The organism is Candidatus Bathyarchaeota archaeon (genome assembly GCA_026014805.1).
Classification (GTDB): Archaea; Thermoproteota; Bathyarchaeia; order Bathyarchaeales; family SOJC01; genus JAGLZW01.
In genome coordinates this window covers 1-22,078 of record JAOZHR010000016.1, presented here as the reverse complement: position 1 = coordinate 22,078, position 22,078 = coordinate 1, and the positions used below count along the sequence as shown (strand labels likewise).

Sequence of the window (22,078 nt, the reverse complement as noted above, 5' to 3'; positions counted from 1 at the left end):
AACTAAAATCCTTTTCAGCGCACGCGACTTCTCGATTTCGACATTTCAAAGATTCCCTCTAGTTTTTCGAGCAACCAGATGCTTTTAACGTGGAGAAAGTGCGCGCACCGCATCGCACGTGCGCACGTTCCTGAATTCCATAATTCGGGCACACTTGTCCAATGGATGGTTCTCCCGAAGCCTCTAGTTTGACATGGGCTTCTTCAGAGATACCCTATAGCTTTCTCTAGCAACTTCAAATGTTTTTCACATGAAAAGTTCTTTTGAACAAACTCAGAACAAAGCTTGCTTACTGTCAGCTTATCCATGTCTAAAACTTTCATTATTTTTTCGGCGAAATCTTCAATGTCGTAGGGTCTGGCTCTGAACCCGGTTTTCCCGTTGATGACGGTTTCGCACGGACCCGCCCCATCATCCCATACAACTGCAGGCGTTCCGCAAGCCATGGCTTCAGGGGGACCTAAACCGAAGTCTTCACTAGGAACTGGATAAGCATAGATGTCCGCCGCGTTGTAAAGCTTCACAAGTTCATCAAGTGGCAAAAAGCCAAGAAACTTCACGTTTTCTCTGACGCCTAGAGATGTTGCTAGTTCAACCAGTTTTTGAACGTATGATGTGTTTTCTCTCGTCGTCTTACCAGTAATGGCCAAAGCTGCGGATGGAAATGTCCTCTTCACATAAGCTATAACCTCTAAAAGCCATTCCCATCGCTTAATAGGAATGATTCTTCCCGAAGATAGAATTAGAGGTGAACCGAATCTTGAACGTGTCTTGTGAATAATCTGGTCATGGACAGGTTTGAACACATTTGTGTCGATCGGCGGATAGCAAACTACTGGTTCTAGCTCATAGGTAGCTTTTACACGTCTTGCCGTGAAGGCGCTGTTGACCAAAACGGCATCTGAATTTGTCACGCCTAGAACATCTAGCTTCCTTGATATTTGTCCACCCACTCTACTTATTGAATAAAGAGTGTGACGGGTCCTATTGAACCTCCAGAGCTCTTTCATTTTTGTGCTAAGATGCAGAAAACGTGGCAGTGAGTGAATATAACTAACATATTTTAAGCCCTTAATCTTCTTCGTGACAAACCCAATCCAGGTTGCGGGCCCGTAACCGTGGCAAATTAGCACATCCATGTTTCTGAAAGTGTTAAGCGTTAATGGCGCTAATGGTATAGAAGAAACTATTCTAAATATTTCGATGTTCGGGACGGGAAACTTGAAGTAGCTTTCTACTTTAGGCGCGCACGCGTAATTCGTAAAACCTTTAACTAAACGTTTATCTATGTAGGCGAAATGACATGAAGCTTCATGTCCATGACTACGAAGTAGTTCAGCTTGTTTTAGAATTACACCTTCAGTTCCGCCAAATTCTCTTAGATGACTGTAGAGAATTGCAAGTCTCAAGTCTGGGTGCTCCTAAAGCTTTCCACAAAACTACTTTCCCCAGAAGTATAATATAACTGAATATCGTGGGTATGATCTTTATCTTACTTCTTCCAATTTTCTTGCTGTAATCTAAAGTGTTGGGGACCTCACTGACAGACCCGCTGCACCAGTACGTTTTCAACAGAATTTCGCAAGAAACCTCAAACCCTTTGGATTCAATAAATTTCTTTCCGAAGATTCGCATAACTTTCCTTAGAGCTGAAGCTTTATAACATCTATATCCGCTAGTGGCATCTTTGACAGGCATCCTCGTAAGCATTCTGATAGACAAATTAAGTATTCTGCTCAATATTACACGATAAATAGGAACGTGAAGCTGTCTACCGCCCTTCGCATAACGCGAACTTACTACAACTTCAAACCTCTTAGCTTCCTCAGCTAAATGTAAAATGTATTCAGGGTCATGCGTATTGTCTGCGTCCATAGTAACGATTAAATCCTCGGCTGAGGCACATTTCATTGCCAAGTTCAAGCCTGTTCGAAAAGCAGAAGCTAAGCCACAGTTGTGTTTATGTTCTGCCACAATAATTGGGTATTTTTCCGAAAGCTTATAGAGAATTCTGCCGGTCCCATCCGTACTGCCGTCGTTGACGGCTATAATCCGGTATGGCATATGGGCATGTAGGGCTTTGTGGATGGATGGAATTAACCTTTCAAGGTTTCCTGCTTCATTATGGCAAGGGAGCATTACAATACATTTCATCTTCTCTTTCTCCAACTAACGTATGTTATTTTGAAATATATGAGGTTTGCATATTTATGTCCCCAATTGGTTTTTAAGCCTTTGCGGTTTCGAAAGGAATAGTATAGAGAATCTGAAAAAGAGCTATGAAGCAATGATTCGTGGTACAGAGGTAGATTTCTCACCAAGGTTTCCACTTACTTGATTATTATTTGATTATTGCGCTCTCTCTCTATTAATGTAGATGAAAGATAACTCTAGAAGATAATTTTGTAATACATGTCTAGTTTTATTTCTGCGCGCGGGCGCGCTGTCTTATATAGTGTTTTAAACGTTTGAAAACTTTGGATGGAGTTACTAGAATTGCTAGTACCACGACAAGTGTGACTCCTGATGTTCTTAATCCCAAGTCAGCGTATGTTTGTCCAGTGAAGTATAGTGTGACATCGAAACTCCCTGTTTTGTTGATGAAAAATCCATTGACAAACGAGTATGCGATGGTAGGCGACACTTCAAGGTCGTCTACGTATGCTTTCCAAAGTGGGTGGTGTGAGTCGGAAAATATGAGAAGAAAGGGTTCGCTACTGTTGACGTGAATATTGTATTTGACGGGGCTTACCTTTTCGTAGCTTAAAGACGGGGGAATAGCGTTAGATTCGAACAACTGATCTAGAGAAACAGCGTTCTCGTTTTCTTTAAGAGAATAAAAAACTAATTCGTCAACATCAACTTTTCCAATACTGCTGATACTTATCGTTTGTTCACCAGCATTCAGGTATATTGGTCCAAATTCATGCCAATTAAACACGGCTTCAGAGTCGGAGCAATTGATTAGAGTGGTCAGACCATTTACTTTCACGTTTAGAGTTCCATAATCTGGTCCCGAAGCCACTCGTGCCGCGAACATGTAATTACCCTCACGAGGTATGAAAACCCTAGCTGACGCCGAAGAAGTGCTGTACGTTTCAAGTTCCCATATACTCACCATATCAAAGGCGGGAGCAGAGGTCACGTAGACACGCAATTTTGTGGTTTCTACGGTTTGTTGAAACATGTGGAAGCGTTCAAGTAAATTGTTCCCTTTCACATAAACCTGATCTACCCAATTTGTACCGTTCCACGTTTGTATGACGTAGTCCTCTGCATAAGCTCTCTCGAAGAATATTTGAACACCTGTTAACTCTTGGGGACTTGTCCACTCTATCTGTAACCATTGTGGCATGCCCTTTGATGATGCCCACCTTGTATCAAGGTTTCCATCATTGGCTGCTTGTGCTTTAAGGTCTTCTTTTTCTAATGAACTAGCTGAAGCTTTCCCTAATGATGATACATTTGGTCCTTCCCCGTCAGAATGAAGTACAACACCGCTGTAGGGGATCATAGTCCGAGACCACCCGCTGTGGAGGGGAGAAAAATTGTTTTCAGCTTCAAGTATGTAAACAAGTCTGCCTTCAGAGCTGTTCAAAATGTCAAACACTTCGTTCATTCGAGATTGAAACTGCGATGTCTCAACAATTGCGATACTGTCGATATCATTGAAGCCTGTGCCATCGTTTATGAATGTTATCACGTGGTTGCCACTTCTTAAACTTAGCCGCGTAACGTTCATCCACTTAAGTCCCACCCAGTTATCCGCGGGGGGACGAATTTCTCCTACTAGTGCATTATCCACCGAAATGCTTAATTTCCCGCGCTCAGGCGCAAACCCAACTCTGATCCAAATATCGTAAGCTTCATCCGCATCTACCCTGATGGGAATGCTAATGCTGGCTTTTCCACGCGTCGTTAGTACCTCTCCACCCATCGCGAATCCTCCAATATTCCTCCACCAAGAGGTTGGAACCCAGTATTTCGTAACATTTGTGCTAGGGACACCATATTCCGCAGCATAGACTAAGTTTACATAATCTTTCAAAGACAACATAACCATGTCTAAAAAATTGCTATCAACAAAAATCAAAGCTTCAGAGTTAATGGTCCTATCAAAAAGCGCGGACTTGTCAAGCTGATTTGCAAAGATAAGTGCATTCTGGTTCAAGGCGAAGGAATCTATTTTACTTAAGGAGGAAAAACTTTGTAATCCTCCTACAACAACGTCATAATTAGTCGTTGCAAATAAGTGTGGAGTGTAATAATCGTTCATAATGATAAGTGAACCACTTTGATTGTAGATCGTACGAGCGCCTTGCTGGTTCAAGAAGAAATTTCGCATATTTGCGCTAGCATATGGTGCTAAAACAACGTATTTATGATTAAATGTTCCCAGCATTTTCAAGAGATCGTCCGTCATGTAATCATTTGCTAGCCGAAGTCGTAAATGATCAACAAAGGCGTGAGATAGGAGGGCCCAACCACCGTCTTGCAGTACTGGTTTGTCGTGGATAAAAGAACTGTCGTAGCCGATATCATGCCCCCACCCTATATCAGTAAGCATCCGGGGAAAACCAAAATCGGTCCTAGCCCCCGGAAATTCCACCCACTCCTCCGGACTTCGACTTACTGTAACTATTTTGTATTCCCCAGTTTGCTGAGCAATCCATTCATAGGGTTCTAAGTAGCTTTTAGGAGGAGTGTAGATCTGTAAGCCTTGACTAAAAAAGAACCAAGACGACAAGAAGCCACTCAGAAAGACCGAGACTAATATCATCAAGGCTAAATACCATGAAAATTTGTAAAAACGTTTTGCAACTTTGTTTAAGAAGTCAAAAGGAACGTAAACTTCCTTGGTCTTAGCACTAATTTTCTGCTCAAGCCTGAAAAACAATTTACTTATCTTCAAGTGTCTTCCTTTTTGGATGTATTTTGCTAGATAGACAACCAAGATGGAAACAAAAAACGAGTGGCTGAAAGCGGTCATCATATCCAATCTTGGGGGCGCACGTAAAATCGAGAAGAAAGGTACGTTAAACCATGCCCAAGTGAAAAGGTTTCCAAATGGAGGATTGGGACCTTTAGATATGAACACGCAAACCAAAGCCGACATCATAAAGAAAGCGGTATACCTGTCCCAACGAAGGAATACAGTACAGTACGAGATCAAGAAGAGAAACAGCAAAAAGACATAGATTGGAAAGTCAGAATAACTTAGCCCAGAATAAACATCCACTACACGAATATATCCACCACTTTCGACGGCTCTTAAGGTGAAAGCTTCTGCCACATCTACGTGGCTCCATCCTCTGGCTTCTTCCAAAGAATATCTATATCGAGGTGAAAAGTATATTGGGGCCGTGTTGAAAATAAGAGGCCAAAGCAAAAACGCAGACAAAAGAAAAACAGTGACTCCAACGGGCAATGCTATTTTGAGCACACGTCTAAAGCGTTTGCGAAGACTATTGGACTTCGTCGGAAATATAAGATAGAACAAAATGAATACATTAAGAAAAATCCAATAGATGACCATGGATTCCGGATGAAAACCAGTCATGAGAATCGATAGACTAATTGCTAGAAGGAAGACATCTTTGATCTTTCCACTTTTAAGTGCTTTGTCTAAAAGCAAAAAAACTAGTGGAGCAAAGGCATAACTGAATATCAAACCAGCGTGTCCTTCGGTAAACTGGGAGAAAAACCATTGATTTAAAGTATACACCAAGGAGGCAGAAAGAGCAGCTACATGATGACCAGTGTAGCGATAACTAAAAGCGTACATCGAAAAGCCAGCTGTCAGAAATGAAGAAAACAAAAGCACCCTAATTGTAGCCGCGGCATCTTTGAACACGGCGTATATTAGCATTAAGAAGAGATCCATAAGGTTTATACCCTCAACGAAACCGAACGCATGAGGACGCCACACATAGATCCATCGCAAATCTTTTCCAAACAAGTATGCCCTGGAAATCCACCCAAGAACATCGTTTCCCGCTGGCCAGTCTCCAGAAAAAAGTAAATTGCGAAAAATCACAACAGCCACAATGGTAATTACGGAAAAATCGATCACAATGCGTGCATATTTCGTGTGAAGAGTCTCTTTCAATCGTCCGACTGTTGGCATAAATCGAATCACCCGTATGCCTACATTTATTTTCGGTTCTAGTTTTCAATTTTTCCTCAATTGGGTTGCATTATGTTTCAGCGCCAGAAGATGCGCTGGGCGCGCATCTACATGACTGACACTCCCTAACTTTACTTTTTCCACATTGTCACCTTACAATACTTAACCTGGGGCTATGTCTCCTTTTTGGATATCCAAATGTCTGATTTCAGACATTTATCGCAATTTCCTTGACTTGACATACTTAAGACATACCTAAATAAGTCTATGCAAAATTCATGGGATCATTTTTATAGAAACTATCAGCTACATTCTGCTGAAAGCGACACGCGCGCGCGATTTGCCTAAGCTTCGAAAGAGGAACTCGCAGGGCATAGCATACTATGAATAGCGTGACCTGGTCGGGGATATTTTGAATGAACCAATTTGATGGAAAGTCACGTTGTTTGGTGGTTTACGAAGTCGAATATATGGCGCGCGCGATAAGGCCTCAAATTGATAGCAGTACTTGGCCATATGCCTAAACAGTTGATAGCAATGGATGCCTTCTGTCAAAAGATAATCGGACAAAATGTAAGAAGCTGAGGCACCAAGACTATTGCCGTGCCTGATCTGCCGATTATTGCTAGAAAACAAACATTTAGACCTTATGATTTTTCTAAAACAAGAGTTTGTCGCGTAGCACAGGGCAACTGCGCGCTGTTCCCCCTGTTCTGCAGAAAGTATTTAAATGTTGCAATGCTCGCAATTCGTATGGAACGCCTTGAAAAACTGAAACTGGCACATGCACGATTGAAGATTTTGAAACACTGGCTCGAAAGCAAAAGAAACGGAATTTCAATGAAAGAAGTGTTGCAAAATGTGTTAGGGCGAACCTATACGATGAAAGCAAAATCTGTCATCAAGAAAATGAATCAAGCTGAGGCATTTTTAGAGGTCGTTTTTAAGGACTTTGAATATCCCTTGTATTATCCCATCGAGATGCCGATAACGTCACTATATCAAGTGATAGCGGAAGTGTTCTATAGCAATGATTGGCATTACTATGAAATTGAACAAACAAAGGTCAGCAGAGAAGACACAGTCATCGATTGCGGAGCAGGTGAAGGCCTATTCAGCTTATTGGTGGCGAGAAGATGTTCCAAAGTCTATGCAATAGAGCCATTACCACGATTTGTTCAAGCTATGAAATTGAGCTTTTCGAAATTTAGCAATGCGAACATTATTCCCTGTGCGTTGGCAGATTACGAAGGCGAAGGGAAATTGTCTCAAATGAGTATTTCATCTTCATTAGCAATGCTTGGAGACAATACAATAACGATAAGAATCAATACTGTAGATAACCTCTTCTTTGAAAAAGGCATTAAGGTAGATTACATAAAAGCAGACGTGGAAGGTTATGAACTGGAAATGCTCCGAGGCGCCTCTAACACGATAAAATCATTTGATCCGAAGATAGCAATAACCACCTATCATAGAGATGAACATGCGAAAGAAATCTCCAGATTTTTGAAAGGTATCAATCCGAACTACAAAATTAAGCTTAAAGGATTGCACGCCCGTGGTACATATGTTGTGCTTCATGCCTGGATTGGTTAAAACACCCGAGCAGCACCTTAACGTTCGCTTTAGAAGTGCAGGATCTTTAGAGCAAGGGGAGGCAATATGCACTAGAGAATTTCAAGAGGAGGATTTCATTCAAAGATAATCGAGATGGCGCGCCTGTTTTCGTTAGGATTTCTGCGCGCGCGCATAGACAGAGGTTCTTTTACCTTTTCGTCCAATTTCTCTTTCAGGGATCAATTTAAATCAAGCCTAACATCGTTGTCAAGATGCCAATGAAATAGGCAATGTACTCAACAAGCTTTATGAAAATCAGACCTAACAACGACGCTGGATGCTTGAACAATAACTTCATATTCCTAGAATAAATGAAGCGGGCGGGATTGGCTCTCTTCATAGCGAGTGAAGGATTCTTCCTTATGAAAAAAGGCAAAGATTTACCATAATAGAGAGCTTTCAAAGCAATTATAGTGAAAGAAATAATTCCCTCATAATGCTTTATCTCAGCCTTGATCTTAGCGACTTTAAATCCAGCCCTTTCCATGCGTAGACGCAAATCCGCGTCCTCCCCCAAGATGAGACCTTTGTCAAAGCCTCCGGTCTTTAGAAACAGCCCTTTCTTAAAAAAGCGGGGAATTTCGAAAAGCCGATCCCCTATAAGCATTGATCTCTCAACTTTTCTGCACTCAGCTAGAAAACCTGTAGCTACGGACAGTTGGGGAATAACTACCGCATCTACGTCTTTACTAAGGCACACATTTACACATTCTTCTACAACTTTCGGAGTTAGCTCCATATCCGAATCCAAAAAAAGAAGGAATGAACCGTGCGCCTTTGCGGCGCCATAATTCTTGGCGGCACTACGTTCAGAGCTCACAAGATACACCTTTGCATTAAACTTTTTGGCTATCCCAAGCGTGCTATCACTACTGTACCTGTCTACAACAATAATCTCAAGATTCGGATAAGTTTGATTTTCAACTGATTGCAAGCAAGCCTCCAATGTTTCCTCTGAATTGAACGTAGGGACTACGACGGAAACAAGGGGCGTATTCGTAAAGCCCTTTTGATTCAAATCGACCACATGCACTTTCCATGAAATCTATACGCGCGCAAACTTCACAACTTATTCTTAAGTTCTTCCAACGTAAAAAAGTGTTTATAAGAAACTTATACCTGAACTTGCGCGCACCTTGCTGAATTTGTGTTCTCTACAATTTTTGGGTCGTTGAACAATTCAATACGCTTGAGCTGAACGACGATGTGAATGCGCCATTTTTATAGTCAATCTTGAGTATGTCTAATTAAATCGAATCGTATGTCGTGTTACATAAGACATAATACGCTTTCAGCGTTATACACTATGGTTGTAGAATTGCGAAGCGGCTCAAAACATTGGACTGGCAAAATAACCCCTGAATTTTCTCGTGTACTTTTTTTATGTATCCTATTCATTTTATCCTCCGTCGCGTTGTTCTCCGTTACAAACATGTTGTTCATCTATAACCATGATTCATATGATGAAACTAGGCCAAATCCTGAACCGCCTCCAGAACCGAATCCGAATCCAGACCCGAGTTCTGAGCCCACTTTTGGCTGGATTATGGGCATCGTTACTGACGTTTCAACATCATGGGAGCGGATTAAAGGAGCAAGTGTAGGAGCTAAAGACTACTCTGCCACAACAGATGTTAAGGGATACTATAAGATTGAAGTTCCAGCTCCGGGAACCTACAATCTCACCGCTTCAGCTGACGATTATTACAACCAAACCGTTGCCAATGTCTTCGTCGACATTCAAGCCACAGTCACCGTAAGCTTCTACCTAACACTCATCCCTCCAACGCCTGAACCAATCGTGGAGAAACACGATGTAGCAGTTTCTAGCATCTCTGCTTCAGTTGAAGCATATCAGGGACAGGTTGTAGCCATTAAGGTTTACCTACTGAATCCAGGTGACTGCGATGAAACCTTTAACTTAGCGGTTATGTGCAATGCAAGTTCCATCGAAACCCATTCTGTCTTCTTGGCTTCGAAAGACTCGAAAATTGAGGTTTTTAGCTGGAACACCACAGGCATTTCTCCAGCAACCTACGCCATAACCGCTGAAGCCATTCTCGCTACAGATGAGGTTCAGGCCAACAACTTTGCCAATACATCGATCGTTATCAAACCCGGCGTTGGTTGGATTGAAGGTTATGTCACTGACCACGAAACATCTCTTCTGGTTGTGGGTGCCACTGTTTCTGCTGACGGTCATACAGCATCCACCGACTTGTTTGGTTATTATAATATTGAGGTCCCTTCGCCTGCCACGTACGATGTCATAGCCTTAGCAGACGGATACTACAATGAGTCTAAACCAAGCATTTTCGTGGACATCCTAGCCACAGTCAATCTGAACTTCACTTTAATATCTATCCCCAAACCTCCTTTGAAGATACACGACGTAGTTGTTACTAACGTTTCTGCTCCAGCTCAGGTATACATAGGAAACGTTGTAACCATTAACGTGGGCGTCAAGAATCCAGGTGACTACGAAGAAACCTTTGATATCAAAGTTACATACGACACAACCCCAATACGTACGGAAACACTGACGTTAAATTCAAAAGAATCCACGATCCTCTCGTTCAACTGGAATACATCGAACATTGCCCCAAACGACTACGCTCTAACCGCAGAAGCAATCCTTGAAACTGACGAAAATCCAGCCAACAACCTAGCTGCCATAAAAATCTCTATCAACTTGGAACAACCAGAAAACACGTTCACCTGGATAGGTCAACATGTCAATCTAACCCTCGCAGAGTGGGCGCATAACCTTTCCATTCAAAACGTAGTAGTACGATACGATCCAGACCTGAACAGAAGCATGAACAACCTAGCTCGATACAGCATCAAGTTTTGGAAGTGGGTTCCCTGCTATCTTTTTGAAAACGCAACCACTGAAAAAGACTTCGTCTACATTCTTCAAAGCGAAATTTCAGCCAGCCCGTCTCAAAGAATATATGTTGACGACGTTGACGCAATATACATGTTATATGGTGCTTCTGCCCTGTCAAACTTCCTAAATGCTGTAAACACGGTTCAACACAACAACGTCATATTGTGCTTCTACATGTCACATCAAACACCATACCAAGGACTCTACCAGTTCATGGATCAATATGATTGGAGCAACTTTCACATAGACCTCTACGGTCCACCCAATGTAAACTTTTCAGCCTTAATACCCCTAATGAACTCACGTACTTTAGGCACCTATCTTTGGTTGTGGCCATATGGAGGCCTCGGCTACTCTTGGAAAAGTGTCAGCCTAAACGACGTAATTTCCAGATATACCGACGCAATTAACCATAAAATCCAACGCTTCGCTGTTTGGATGGGGTATGAGCCAGAAACACACGAGGCTGGTATGGATGAGGCAAGCTTATACAACCATCCCTACTGGTGGAACAAAATAGCGAAATACAACAGAAACTTCCTAGAAGACAAGCCGATTCCTCGCGACCGAGGTGTCATTCTCTGGTTTGACGACGGACTATTGAACACTTATGAAGTTGCAAAGCCGATCCTAGAACGTCATGGCTACGTCAGCGTCGTTTCCGCGATCACTTGGATGGTCAGAAACTATGAAAATAAACGTTACACTTGGGATGATGATCAGTGGAGAGATAAACCAATCATGATTCTGCCGGAACTGTTAACCATGAAAAACGAAGGTTGGGAAATAGTAAGCCACAGCCAAAGCCACCCGCACTTAGGCAGTCTACAAGAACATTACGCCAGGTGGGAAATTGAAGAAAGCAAAGAATGGATTAACGACAACCTAGGGCCCATGAAAAATCCATGCTTCGTCTACCCCTATGGCGAAGTGCATTGGGACTCAATCGTTGATGAATATTACGCATATCAAAGACTTGGTGAGGGAGACCAAGAACCAAAAATGATCTGGAACCCAAACGACGAACACGGCACTCACATTCCCATAGTAGGTGTACATCTCTCCAAAAAGATGATCGGCTACTGGCTGAATGAGACAAATCAAAACGGGGGAATCGCAATCTTCGTCATCCACGGAATACACGAGAGCCCTGAGCCTGAATCCTTAGAAAACACGCCGGAAAACCTTGAATACCTACTGAAAAAGATCAAGGAACTGGAAATACCCGTACTAACCCTGACGCAGGCTATAGAACTCTATCAAGTAAAATCACAGAACACCTCATCTATTAAAACCCTTGCTGTGTTGGAGGGCCAAATCGAAAACACTACAATCAAAAGCGAAACAGTTAGTTTCTATGGGCTCCAGAAACTTTCAAGCCTTTGCCTCAACGTTATTCTACCAGTCTTAGGCGTTCTAAACCAATTCCCACGCTTACAAAGCATAGCATCAAGGCATAAGGCACCCAAAGAATATCCCTGCGAGAATTTTCCAGATGCAAAGCCACCGCGATAAAGATAGGCAAAGCAAGAGCCACATAAGCGCGCGCAGTCGAATGTCCTCAGGTTCTGTGGGTTAAAGAAAACAAGCTTGCTTTGACTTTCAAGAACTCCAGCTTGTTCCCAAGCCATTCTGCAACATACGAAACACTTGTTTCATTCACGATGAAGGCTGCATTAAGTGGCATAGAGTAATCCCCCGCCTTGTCTGGATAGTACAGCAAAGTACTGTTGAAAAATGGATCTGGACCCACTTCATTCATTGTTTCTCTCACAGCATCCTTTACCGTTTTCTTTTCCAAGAGAAGATGTTCAACTAGACGAGTCGTCGCTGCGTCGGTGTGGGTAGCCAACACTTCTAGACTCCAGCTTATATAGACTTTCGCACCCTTTTCGACAAAAGCCTTTGCCACCTCATCCTCAGGGTTTCTCAAGCCATTGCAACCCATCATAATAACCATAGTGTGCGAAAAGCTTCCATCCAGAGCCCTGATAAACCCTGGGCCTATGCCGAAATATGGTTCGTCGGCAGAATAATACGCGATTACAAGCCCAGGGTAATCAGCGTACATGCCTGGCTCATACGGTTCACAGGTATAGAGGATAGCACATTCCTCTCCTGCGACCCTTAACCAAGCTGTATGAACCCTTAAAATAATCAATCCATATCCACGGGATGGAAGATTCCTGTAAAAATCCACCGTAACTTCTTCTCCCTCATAATAGTCAACATCAAACCCAGCTGACTCCAACATTGTCGTAGATGTATTTACGAAACTTTGATTGGTCCAGCCTGTAAAGCTAAGATGATCTACTATGGCAGCCTTAAACGGAAAGTGCTCACTCCTGCGCGTAGAGAGGAAGATGACGAATGAAAGGGAAAACAACAATAGGACGATTAGAACAATCTTTAATCTCCGTCCTGTACTTTGCTTCTCACCCGTCATGCGGAAGATCCTCCACATGCTATATGGTCTTTAATGTACGTATCATTTTTCCACTTTTGCGCCTAGTCCAAACAAACGCTACAAAAAAAGCCACCATGATTGCATAGGCCAAACCCACATTGAAATTTAGTGAAGAACTTTCTTCGTTTCCTATGGGCACAGCATAGCCTCTTCCTACAGGAGGGACAACCGTTTTGATATGCCACATCGTGTCGTACGGGTCATAGCAAGGAAGACCTTGAGGCCCTGGAGGAGCATAAACGGTTAGTGTTACGTTGTACTCCCCTTCTGCATCAAAGATGAAGGTCACGACCGACTTATTTGAAACCAAGTCTAACTCGCCGTCTCCATCAAAGTCCCAACGATACTCCGTGATTGGACAAACATCATAACCGTCAAAACCAGGCTGCGAAATCGAAGCATTAAAAGTGACCGTTTGACCAACCAGAGGTTCAACAGGATCTTCGGTGAACTTGGCAACCGGAGGATAAGGAAGAATAACATCAACACTCCAAGAAGCCACGTCACTAACAGTCAACCCCAACTTGTCCGTTCCTGAAGCGGTAACCGTGTTATCTATCTTAGCGGGAGTTCCCTCACAAACCGGAACCGTGTAGTCCACATCAAAGGTATTGACTTCGCCTAGGTCTAGAGTGTCATCTGGCAGATATGAGGTGAGGTCGCCAAGCAAAGTGTCGATAACAGTTACACCATAGAGTGGACAATCACCGGTGTTCCTAACCGTTATAGTGTAGGTGATTGTGTCCCCTTCATGAGCCAAGTCCACACCAGATTTTTGCACGTCAATTTGCGGATGGATAATTCTAACAGACCAATCGTCTGTGTCTGTCACCTGCCGACCCAGCTCATCATATCCCTCAGCTGTGACTGTGTTGTTTACCCACTCAACACCTGCTGGAACTATGTAATCAACGTAGAACGCCTTTGTCTCTCCTACAGCAAGACTAAAGGTTCCATCTATTATCCCCAACACGGTATCGGTCAAGGTAACGTCGGAAAGAGGACCGTTGCCCGTGTTCGAAACTGTAATGGTGTACTTGATTGTATCGCCCTCATGAGCTAAACCTGGACCAGACTTCTCCACGTCAATTGCAGGCTCTAAAAGATAGTTGCCGAAATCATAGGGTCCTTCTATTTGTCCTCCATGGACCGATACCGTGTATGTTGAAACCGTGGTTTGCATCCATCCCTCTGCGCTTCTTAATTCCTCGGTTATCGTCCAAGTTCCATCAGGCAATCCCAAAAACTCATAGTATCCAGCGTCATCGGTTTGTGTTTCCCAACTGATTGGTCCTTCAAGATAAATGCCTTCTAGAAATATCTTCCAACCCCCTATTCCATAATCGCCATCATCCGGGACAATGCCGTTGCGGTTGTAGTCATAGAACTTGTGTCCATAAATCTCGTTGTGTGGAGGTATTGCAATGGGCACATCTTGGTTCCCTGTCACCGCGGTGTGGGCGTGTAGCGAGGAGCCTGACCATCCACTTGAACCTATGGCGAGGTGAGCCATCCAGTAGAGATAAATGACTTCACCCACGTATTCACTTGGAACCGTAAACGTTGACGTATACTGAATCAAGATGGTGTTGGATTCAATAAGGTCAGAAATCCTTGCCGTGCTGACTGAGATTGGTAGAAGGACTCCCGCTTCGTCTCCAATCCAGAAATCGTCGTAAGTTGGTTCAGTCCAAAACTCTGGAGTGCCATAAAATGGATCATCGTGCTCTGACCTGCACATATCAACCCCTGGATCTGGCCCGCCTGATCCAGTCCATTCATAGTCATGCTGTATAGTGACGTCAAAAGAGCCTGAGGTAACTATTTCCATCCTAAGGCGGTATGGAACCCAATTGTCCTCCAACCAGCCCTTCAAGTTGCCTCTGACCCACTCAGCCTTGCCCCTAGAATATCCCTCAAGATGATATCTTGCGTCTCCCACCTGACTAAAGACGACAGACCCAAGCAACACTAGCGCTATGACTACCGTCAGAACTAGAAAGAAACTTTTTCCCCCTTTGCTCATAGGATTCTCTCCTAAGCGAAAGAGAGACGTTGATAGCAGAATTCTTTCATGAATTGACTTCTCCCTTCTCTAGGTGTGCCCACATATCATATTTACTGTTTGGCAATTTAACAGTTAAGGAACTTTCTTCTATAATTATGGTCAATTTCTGGGCTACCTTCTTGTACACGTATTGATGCGCGCACGCGCGTGCCTAAAATTCCCGACGACACCCTCTTAGAACTCTGCAAACATGTGCAGTGCACATTCCATCGTACATTACTATCCATAAAAAACTCTCACAATACTAAGAAGCCTAGAAGCAACCGTGTTCTTCAAGGCTTCTCTAACCCAAAACTGACACCGTAACGAGGCAAAAATTGATTAGCTACCAAAAGAGCCTAGGGGGGGAGGGGTCTAATCTATTGGTAAAAATCTCCGCCAATAGATATGTTTCAAGGCGGATCACGATAATAAGAAAGGAAGTTGAAACAAGCACTCAAAGGCTTCGGAAAAGAACGCTTAAGAACCTTGAAGAAATCTTCGAAGTCGCCACTAAGATCGCCGGGGGCGAAATAAAACACCAAAGAATCAAAGGAAAAATGATTCGGATAAGCCTTAATCAGCAGCGAAGGTGGCTATTGATCGCAGGACAAGCTGCAGAAATCATCAAGAATGTTGCATCTAACATTGAAGAAAAAGAAATCTATGCTCAGCTTGACGAATTAGAGAGGCTGGTCAACGAAGCAAAAGCCCTCCTTGAAAAAGCGCTAAGAGAGCTGAAATAAAACGCCTCGCAACCTAATTTCTACCACTTTAAACGCTAGTTCTGTAACTAGGCGTTTCTAACGTGCAAAGTTTTAAATATTAATGGTAGCAATTTTTACTATATGGAAGAAAAAATTACCAATTACATCTTTGCCATATTAAATTTATACAGAACCGACTACGCAAAAAGCTTACACGTAAGAGCCATGGCCAAACAACTCAACACCAGCCACGTAACACTCCTACCCCATCTAAAAAAACTGGAAAAAAACAAAATACTAATTTCCAGAAAAGTAGGAAAGAACAAAGAACATCTACTCAACTCCAACAACATCCTAACAAAAGACTATCTCTCAGTATCCGAGAAACTTGAAGCAATAAAATATTTGCAAAAGAACTTCCTAATCAAAAAAATCTCCCAACACCTAATAAATGTAAATGTTCAATGCGCAATTGTGCTTTTCGGAAGCTATGCAAAAGACTATGTAACCGAAGCCAGCGACATAGACTTATTTTACCTCGGTAAACTTTCAGAAAACCAAATAATGGAAATAAAAAAAATCGGCAAAATTTATGGCAAAGAAATCAACATTAAAACCTCTACCATAAAAAATTTCAATGAAGGCCTAATAACTGGAGACACCCTAATAAAAGAGATTGTAAAGAATCACATAATCCTGCAAAATCCAGACTTGTTTGTCAATTTGCTATGGAGGAATTATACTGGTAAATAGAGGAGTCACCTGGTGTTTTAGACAGAGAAGAGGTATAAGAATAATTGAACCAAACGAAAATCTAGCAAAGGCGTACATAAGAAAAGCCAAAAGCTCTCTAAACACAATGAACGCCGCTCTGCAAATAAAAGAAACCGACTGGATTCTAACAACAGCATATTATGCGAGATACTTCGCACTTTACGCCCTACTAATAAAATTAGGAATCAAATCAGAAATACACGACTGCAGCATCGCCATCGCAAGACTACTCACAAGACACAGAATCCTCAATAAAAATCTAGTCACTGACATTTCACAAGCTAAACAAATTCGAATAGAAACTCAATACTATGTAACCCAAGAACTTAAACAAACAAAAATCAGAAGAAACGTCGAATCTGCCCATAGATTCGTCTTAGAAATAGAGAAAACCATAGAAAACATAACAACAGACCAAATTAAAAACATTAGAACCCACTTAAAACGCATGTCATCAATCACTAAACTTGATAAAGGACATACAGAGCAATAATAAAAGAAGCTGGATTAAGCAGAGAAGATTTCCTTAAGCTTCTAAAAGAAAAATAGGACAAAGCGCGATTACATTAACTTTATTCATATGCTCTTTCTTTGAAACCACGTAATAGTTCTCGCAAGACCTTGCTCTAAGCTAATTTTTGGAACCCACCCCCGATTCCTACGCGCTGGACTGGGATACGGAGAGTCATGCTTTCCTAAAGACGTGAAAGCGCTTATCGCCTTCTCCAACCAACTCGGCTACACACCCACCTTACTTCAAGCAGTCCACGAAGTTAATGAAAACCAAGCGAAACACGCAGTTGAAATAGCAAAAAGAGAGTTATGAGAATTACATGTCAACACAAATGAAAAACTCATACAATACTAAGAAGCCTAGAAGCAACCGTGTTCTTCAAGGCTTCTCTAACCCAAAACTGACACCGTAACGAGGCAAAAATTGATTAGCTACCAAAAGAACCTAGGGGGGAGGGGAGAGGGGGGGTAGGAAGTGCAAGCGTCTTGAATGGCATGTTCACATTCTGATTCAGAACACTCCATAATTATCATATTAGACAATAGTCCAATTATCAAGAACGATGCACTCATAAAGGGAGGGGTTTAACCTGCAAAATAATGGAGATTTGTTAGAAGGAAAAGAAGTTGACTTCGAAAACGAAAAAGAAGAATGGAACATCTACAAGCTGGCAGACGGTTCAACACTAAAAGTCAAACTTGTCCTAGTCAACGTTGTCAGAAGTCATGACAGATTCGACCCTCTAGGCAAACCAATCTACGGCATAACCTCCAAGAACATTATCAGAGTACTAGACGTGCCAGAAGAACTCAAACAAAAACTGTAGCCTAGACCCGAAAAAGAGGTTTAGCAAAACTTGACACGCGTTCGCATAGTAGTAAGTCTTGTATTAATGACAGTATTAGGCGTAATTCTGTACTTTTCACCTATCAGAGGCGACAGCGTGAAAGTAGTTGGAGTTTATGCCTGCCTAAGCGCCGCAATAATCTTCTTAGTTCAAACGACAAAAATCGAAATCATCGAAGGCGAGGAAGAGAAAATTGCTACAGGAATATACACGTTCACAAGTATACCAGAAGAAGACCCTTCAAACAAGACCCTAAGTTACACCGTTGGATCACTGGACCTTGGCAACACATGCATGTATCCAACAAAAAGAGAAACATTGGATGCATCCTTTTCCTCTTCAGAATGCCAGCTAACACTAAGCTCTCTTTACAAACCAAGCCGCGCCACTCCAGTAGACTTGCCACAAAAGAAGCGAAATGACCACCACCGAACCCGTGCCCGTACAAAAAGAATTGAGAAGATAAAAAATGGAAGTAGAAGTAAACCTGCTCCAGCCAAGCCCATACCAGCCTAGGCTAATCTTCGATCTGGAGACTCTAAAGCAAGAAATCAAGAAAGACGGGCTTCTCTGCGATCTAATAGTTCGCCCCAGAGGCGAGTTCTACGAACTGATTGACGGCGAAAGAAGATATAGGGCAATTAAGGAGCTTGGATGGAAAACCGTACCCGTCCAAGTGGTCGATGCAGACGACGCGAAGGCAATGCTGTCAGTCTTCAAGATGAACAAGGTTAGACAAAACTACACGGTTGAGGAGGAGGCACTGTTCTTCAAAAAGCTCAGAGCCGAAGACATGACACTGCAGGACATAAGCAAACAGCTGAACGTGGATTCCCGCTGGGTTTTAGCACATCTCAACATATTCAAGTTTCCTGAAAACATTCAGAAAGCCGTGTGGACAAAACAGATCCGCATATCACACATAATGGCACTCAAAAAAGTGATAGAGAGAAACATCAAAGAAGCAGTCTTCACCGCAAACGAAATTCTCAAGAAGAAACTCACTACATCAGAAACCCGAAAAATCGTTGAAAAACGCGAAAAAAAATTCAAAGCAAGAGTTGACGAAAAACGCGTTGAAGCCGCCGAAAAGATCCTGCCTGTAATCGCACCCAAAATTCCCAAACTAGAAACTCCAGAAGAATTCGAAAAAGCTGCCGAAGCTCTCAAAGAAACAGCGATCAAAATACGTAAGGGCATCCTAGAGCCCAAAGAGATTAACGAGCGAGCGAAACGCTTTGAAGAAGAGACAGCGACGAGAGAAGAAATAGAGAAAAACCCGGGAAAACCATCACCGCGAATTATTAAGAGCCTTCGAAAGAAAATTGAAGCATTAGAAAAAACGAAAGCAAGCCTCTTAGAAAAGAAAAGCTTTCTCACAAAAGCATTAAGCTTCAACTGCCCCCACTGCAACAATTCTTGCATAATCTACCGTGAAGGCGACGGCTACTGGGTAGAATAGCAAGCTACGACCATACACCTTGCCTTACTCAATGCAACGACGTTTATGAACCTGAAATGAGTAAACGCCCGCAATCAACGGCAGAAGGTAAGCAATGCGTCAACACCCATCAACATCACCACCTCACTACCACGCCAAAATGCAAAAGATAAATAACATCCCTAAGGCAAAACAACCCTTCAAGGAATAAAAATGCATACGCTTGTTACAGGCGGCGCAGGCTTCATTGGAAGCCACCTTTGCGACTCACTAGCCCAGCACAACTGGGAAGTAACAATCTTAGACAATCTTTCCGCCGGCTCAAAAGAGAACGTCAGACACCTTCTAAAGCGAACACCCAAAAAAGTGAAGCTGCTTGAAGGCGACTGTACAAACCCCGCTCACGTTAGAAAAGCCCTAGAAAACATTGAAATCGTCTATCACTTCGCTGCCAACCCAGAAGTTCGCTTGGAACTAAGTGACCCCCAGACATGCTTCAGACAGAACATCTACGCAACACACATCTTGCTTCAGCAGCTCAAAGACAACATGAAAATCCACACAGTAATCTTCGCCAGCACATCCACGGTTTACGGCGAGCCCAAAACCATACCTACCCCCGAAAGTTACGGTCCGCTAAAGCCAATTTCACTTTATGGCGCTTCCAAACTAGCCAGCGAAGCCCTCATCTCCGCCTACGCCCGCACCTACGACAAAAAAGCCGTAATCCTGCGCCTAGCCAACACCATTGGACCAAGAAGCCAACACGGCGTCGTCCACGATTTCATCTTGAAGCTTCGCAGAAACCCGAGACAACTCGAAATCCTAGGCGACGGAACCCAAACAAAATCCTACCTCTACATAGATGACTGCATAAAAGCCATAGAAACCGCCTACAAAACAGCCAGGAACCGAGTTGAAATCTGCAACGTAGGCTCCGAGGATCAAACCTCCGTAACCCAAATAGCCGAAATAATAACGGAAGAAATGGGCCTAAACAACGTAAAACTCATCTACACTGGCGGCGTGGACGGCGGAAGAGGCTGGAAAGGCGATGTCAAAAAAATGCTACTAGACATAACCAAGATAAAATCAAAAGGATGGAAACCAAAACACAACAGCCTCCAAGCCCTAAGAAGAACAGTCAAACATTTGGTAGCGTAGCTCCATTTCGTCAATTCCTCTTTTTTGCTTTGTCAATTCAAATAGGACATATTTCTCCATGCACACATCTAGGATGTACGTCGCAGCACCTTTTTAGAAGACCAAAAGTTATTATTTGACGCCTAGAACTTTCAACAATCAGTGAGGAAGCAGCTCTGGAAAAACCTACAAACTAGTTCAATATGTGAAATTAACTTGTTGTGTGGAAGACTGTATGGCTAATGAATGTTATAGTTTGCTTTACCGCTTTCACCAACTCTAGGCATAGTTATGGTGATTTGGGCTCCTTTGCCTTGTTTGCCCGTTTCTCTGATGCCCCAATCATACACTTCACACATTTTCCTCATCAAGTAAAGTCCATGCCCTGTGCCTTTTCCGAGGTCTTCCTTGAAAATCTTCTCTTTCTCAGCCTTAGATATGCCTACGCCGTCATCCTCATAAATCAACTTCAGATCATCTTTTCCCTCTTCGTAGTACATTCTAATCCTGCTAACCCTCTCACCATGTTTCAACGAGTTATCAACTAGATTGTAGAATAACTGCCTCAACAACGAATCCGCCAGAACCATCAATCCACGACAATCATTCGTTACTTCTACGCCGCTCAGGTCTGAAAACAGCGAAACTGCCTCATCAACAGTTTTCCCTACGTCAATATAAACTAATTCTTCGGCACCCAACTTCTCGTAAATACTTGCGAAATTGAAGATTCCTTCCACCTGTTTAACAGCTAATCCAATTTCGTCCAAGTGTTTCAAGGCTTCATGGCTTTCAGCCAGCTTCTGCTTAGCTAAGAAGACGTTCATTGTAACCACGGAAAGCTTATTTCGCGCATCATGCCTAGTCAACTTGCCAACGACACCCAGTTTTTCCAGCGATTCCTGTAATGCCTTCTCAGCGCGTTTAAGTTGAGAGATGTCTTTGTACACTGCTACATGCTCTAAGCGTTGACCTTCAACTACGACTGGGGCGGCAGCTATGGACACCTGAACCAAAGACCCGTCTTTCCTCTTCCTAACAGAATCAAAATACACATATCCTTTCTTGGCTTTTCTGTTCAACATCTCAGCTTCTTCCATCTTGTCCTCTGGCACCAGTATGTCATTGATGTACTTTCCTTTAATTTCATCCATAGAGTAGCCGAAAAGCGCTTCGAAGCGTGGATTAGCATCCAAAATGTGAAAGGCTGAATCCACACATACGGCGGCTTCAGGATTACCTGTAAACAACCGTTCAAACCTCTCTTGGCTCTCTAGAATCGCTCTCTCCGCCTTCTTGCGTTCGGTGATGTCTGTAGTAATTATTACAACACTGGGACTCTCTTTATCATGTCTGATGGGAACCACTTTTGCACTGAACCATATGGTGCCAATTTTTGGGATGTTTGAGGAAACCTCGAAGCTATCTGGTTTTCCCGTTTTGAAAACTTTTCTCAGAGACTCCCTCATTACATCGTGCTGCTCTTTCGGCACATAATCGT

General features: G+C 42.8%; 16 protein-coding genes and 1 pseudogene. 10 read left to right on the top strand and 7 right to left on the bottom strand.

From position 1 onward, the window contains the following. Positions 1-203: 203 nt before the first annotated feature. The 3 genes from NWE91_03840 to NWE91_03830 all read right to left on the bottom strand — a co-directional run bounded on the left by NWE91_03840 (position 204) and on the right by NWE91_03830 (position 6,127). A complete protein-coding gene (locus tag NWE91_03840) occupies positions 204-1,409 on the bottom strand; it encodes a glycosyltransferase (protein ID MCW3985527.1) in 1,206 nt (401 codons plus the stop codon). After that, positions 1,360-2,154: a glycosyltransferase family 2 protein gene (locus NWE91_03835; protein ID MCW3985526.1), complete on the bottom strand. Its 795-nt coding sequence runs from the start codon at positions 2,152-2,154 to the stop codon at positions 1,360-1,362. The genes NWE91_03840 and NWE91_03835 overlap by 50 nt, the downstream gene beginning before the upstream one ends. A 268-nt stretch (positions 2,155-2,422) precedes the next feature. Continuing rightward, positions 2,423-6,127 carry a discoidin domain-containing protein gene (locus NWE91_03830; protein MCW3985525.1) on the bottom strand — a complete coding sequence of 1,235 codons (3,705 nt, stop codon included), beginning with the start codon at positions 6,125-6,127 and terminating at the stop codon, positions 2,423-2,425. A gap of 603 nt (positions 6,128-6,730) precedes the next feature. Here NWE91_03830 and NWE91_03825 point away from each other — a divergent pair. Further along, positions 6,731-7,726, top strand: coding sequence for an FkbM family methyltransferase (locus tag NWE91_03825; protein MCW3985524.1), 996 nt, complete (start codon positions 6,731-6,733; stop codon positions 7,724-7,726). 205 nt (positions 7,727-7,931) lie between these two features. On the opposite strand, the gene NWE91_03820 is transcribed toward NWE91_03825, so the two are convergent. Next, positions 7,932-8,774, bottom strand: coding sequence for a glycosyltransferase (locus tag NWE91_03820; GenBank protein ID MCW3985523.1), 843 nt, complete (start codon positions 8,772-8,774; stop codon positions 7,932-7,934). A 279-nt stretch (positions 8,775-9,053) separates the two neighbouring features. Between NWE91_03820 and NWE91_03815 the strand changes: the two genes are divergently transcribed. Further along, a complete protein-coding gene (locus NWE91_03815; protein MCW3985522.1) occupies positions 9,054-12,152 on the top strand; it encodes a carboxypeptidase regulatory-like domain-containing protein in 3,099 nt (1,032 codons plus the stop codon). A 46-nt stretch (positions 12,153-12,198) separates the two neighbouring features. Here NWE91_03815 and NWE91_03810 read toward each other — a convergent pair whose 3' ends face one another. Further along, positions 12,199-13,083 carry a hypothetical protein gene (locus NWE91_03810; GenBank protein ID MCW3985521.1) on the bottom strand — a complete coding sequence of 295 codons (885 nt, stop codon included), beginning with the start codon at positions 13,081-13,083 and terminating at the stop codon, positions 12,199-12,201. A 19-nt stretch (positions 13,084-13,102) separates the two neighbouring features. Further along, positions 13,103-15,130 (bottom strand): PKD domain-containing protein, encoded by a 2,028-nt coding sequence (locus tag NWE91_03805; protein ID MCW3985520.1) that lies wholly within the window; start codon positions 15,128-15,130, stop codon positions 13,103-13,105. Between the two features lie 404 nt (positions 15,131-15,534). On the opposite strand from NWE91_03805, the gene NWE91_03800 reads away from it, so the two are divergent. From NWE91_03800 to NWE91_03765, 8 genes and pseudogenes are all read left to right on the top strand, one after another. Then, complete coding sequence (locus NWE91_03800; GenBank protein ID MCW3985519.1) at positions 15,535-15,897, top strand: hypothetical protein; 363 nt, start codon at positions 15,535-15,537, stop codon at positions 15,895-15,897. Between the two features lie 102 nt (positions 15,898-15,999). After that, entirely contained in the window at positions 16,000-16,611 is a 612-nt protein-coding gene (locus tag NWE91_03795; protein ID MCW3985518.1) for a nucleotidyltransferase domain-containing protein, read from the top strand. Further along, positions 16,574-17,125, top strand: a complete 552-nt coding sequence (locus NWE91_03790) for a HEPN domain-containing protein (protein MCW3985517.1) — start codon at positions 16,574-16,576, stop codon at positions 17,123-17,125. The genes NWE91_03795 and NWE91_03790 overlap by 38 nt, the downstream gene beginning before the upstream one ends. Positions 17,126-17,272: 147 nt before the next feature. Further along, positions 17,273-17,410, top strand: a pseudogene (locus NWE91_03785) (UDP-glucose 6-dehydrogenase). 343 nt (positions 17,411-17,753) lie between these two features. Next, positions 17,754-17,972, top strand: a complete 219-nt coding sequence (locus NWE91_03780; protein MCW3985516.1) for a hypothetical protein — start codon at positions 17,754-17,756, stop codon at positions 17,970-17,972. 30 nt (positions 17,973-18,002) lie between these two features. After that, positions 18,003-18,509, top strand: a complete 507-nt coding sequence (locus tag NWE91_03775; protein MCW3985515.1) for a hypothetical protein — start codon at positions 18,003-18,005, stop codon at positions 18,507-18,509. Continuing rightward, positions 18,463-19,455 carry a ParB/RepB/Spo0J family partition protein gene (locus NWE91_03770; GenBank protein ID MCW3985514.1) on the top strand — a complete coding sequence of 331 codons (993 nt, stop codon included), beginning with the start codon at positions 18,463-18,465 and terminating at the stop codon, positions 19,453-19,455. The genes NWE91_03775 and NWE91_03770 overlap by 47 nt, the downstream gene beginning before the upstream one ends. Before the next feature lie 192 nt (positions 19,456-19,647). After that, positions 19,648-20,598 carry an SDR family NAD(P)-dependent oxidoreductase gene (locus NWE91_03765; GenBank protein MCW3985513.1) on the top strand — a complete coding sequence of 317 codons (951 nt, stop codon included), beginning with the start codon at positions 19,648-19,650 and terminating at the stop codon, positions 20,596-20,598. Positions 20,599-20,816: 218 nt separating this feature from the next. On the opposite strand, the gene NWE91_03760 is transcribed toward NWE91_03765, so the two are convergent. After that, positions 20,817-22,078: PAS domain-containing sensor histidine kinase (locus NWE91_03760; GenBank protein ID MCW3985512.1), on the bottom strand; the 1,262-nt coding region annotated here is incomplete at its 5' end.

What these genes read in the sequence shown, in the direction of transcription:
- NWE91_03835 (MCW3985526.1), bottom strand. Translation starts at nt 2,154, where the DNA reads ATGAAATGTATTGTAATGCTCCCTTGCCATAATGAAGCAGGAAACCTT.
- NWE91_03830 (MCW3985525.1), bottom strand. Translation starts at nt 6,127, where the DNA reads ATGCCAACAGTCGGACGATTGAAAGAGACTCTTCACACGAAATATGCA.
- NWE91_03815 (MCW3985522.1), top strand. Translation starts at nt 9,054, where the DNA reads ATGGTTGTAGAATTGCGAAGCGGCTCAAAACATTGGACTGGCAAAATA.
- NWE91_03810 (MCW3985521.1), bottom strand. Translation starts at nt 13,083, where the DNA reads ATGACGGGTGAGAAGCAAAGTACAGGACGGAGATTAAAGATTGTTCTA.
- NWE91_03805 (MCW3985520.1), bottom strand. Translation starts at nt 15,130, where the DNA reads ATGAGCAAAGGGGGAAAAAGTTTCTTTCTAGTTCTGACGGTAGTCATA.
- NWE91_03795 (MCW3985518.1), top strand. Translation starts at nt 16,000, where the DNA reads ATGGAAGAAAAAATTACCAATTACATCTTTGCCATATTAAATTTATAC.
- NWE91_03770 (MCW3985514.1), top strand. Translation starts at nt 18,463, where the DNA reads ATGGAAGTAGAAGTAAACCTGCTCCAGCCAAGCCCATACCAGCCTAGG.
- NWE91_03765 (MCW3985513.1), top strand. Translation starts at nt 19,648, where the DNA reads ATGCATACGCTTGTTACAGGCGGCGCAGGCTTCATTGGAAGCCACCTT.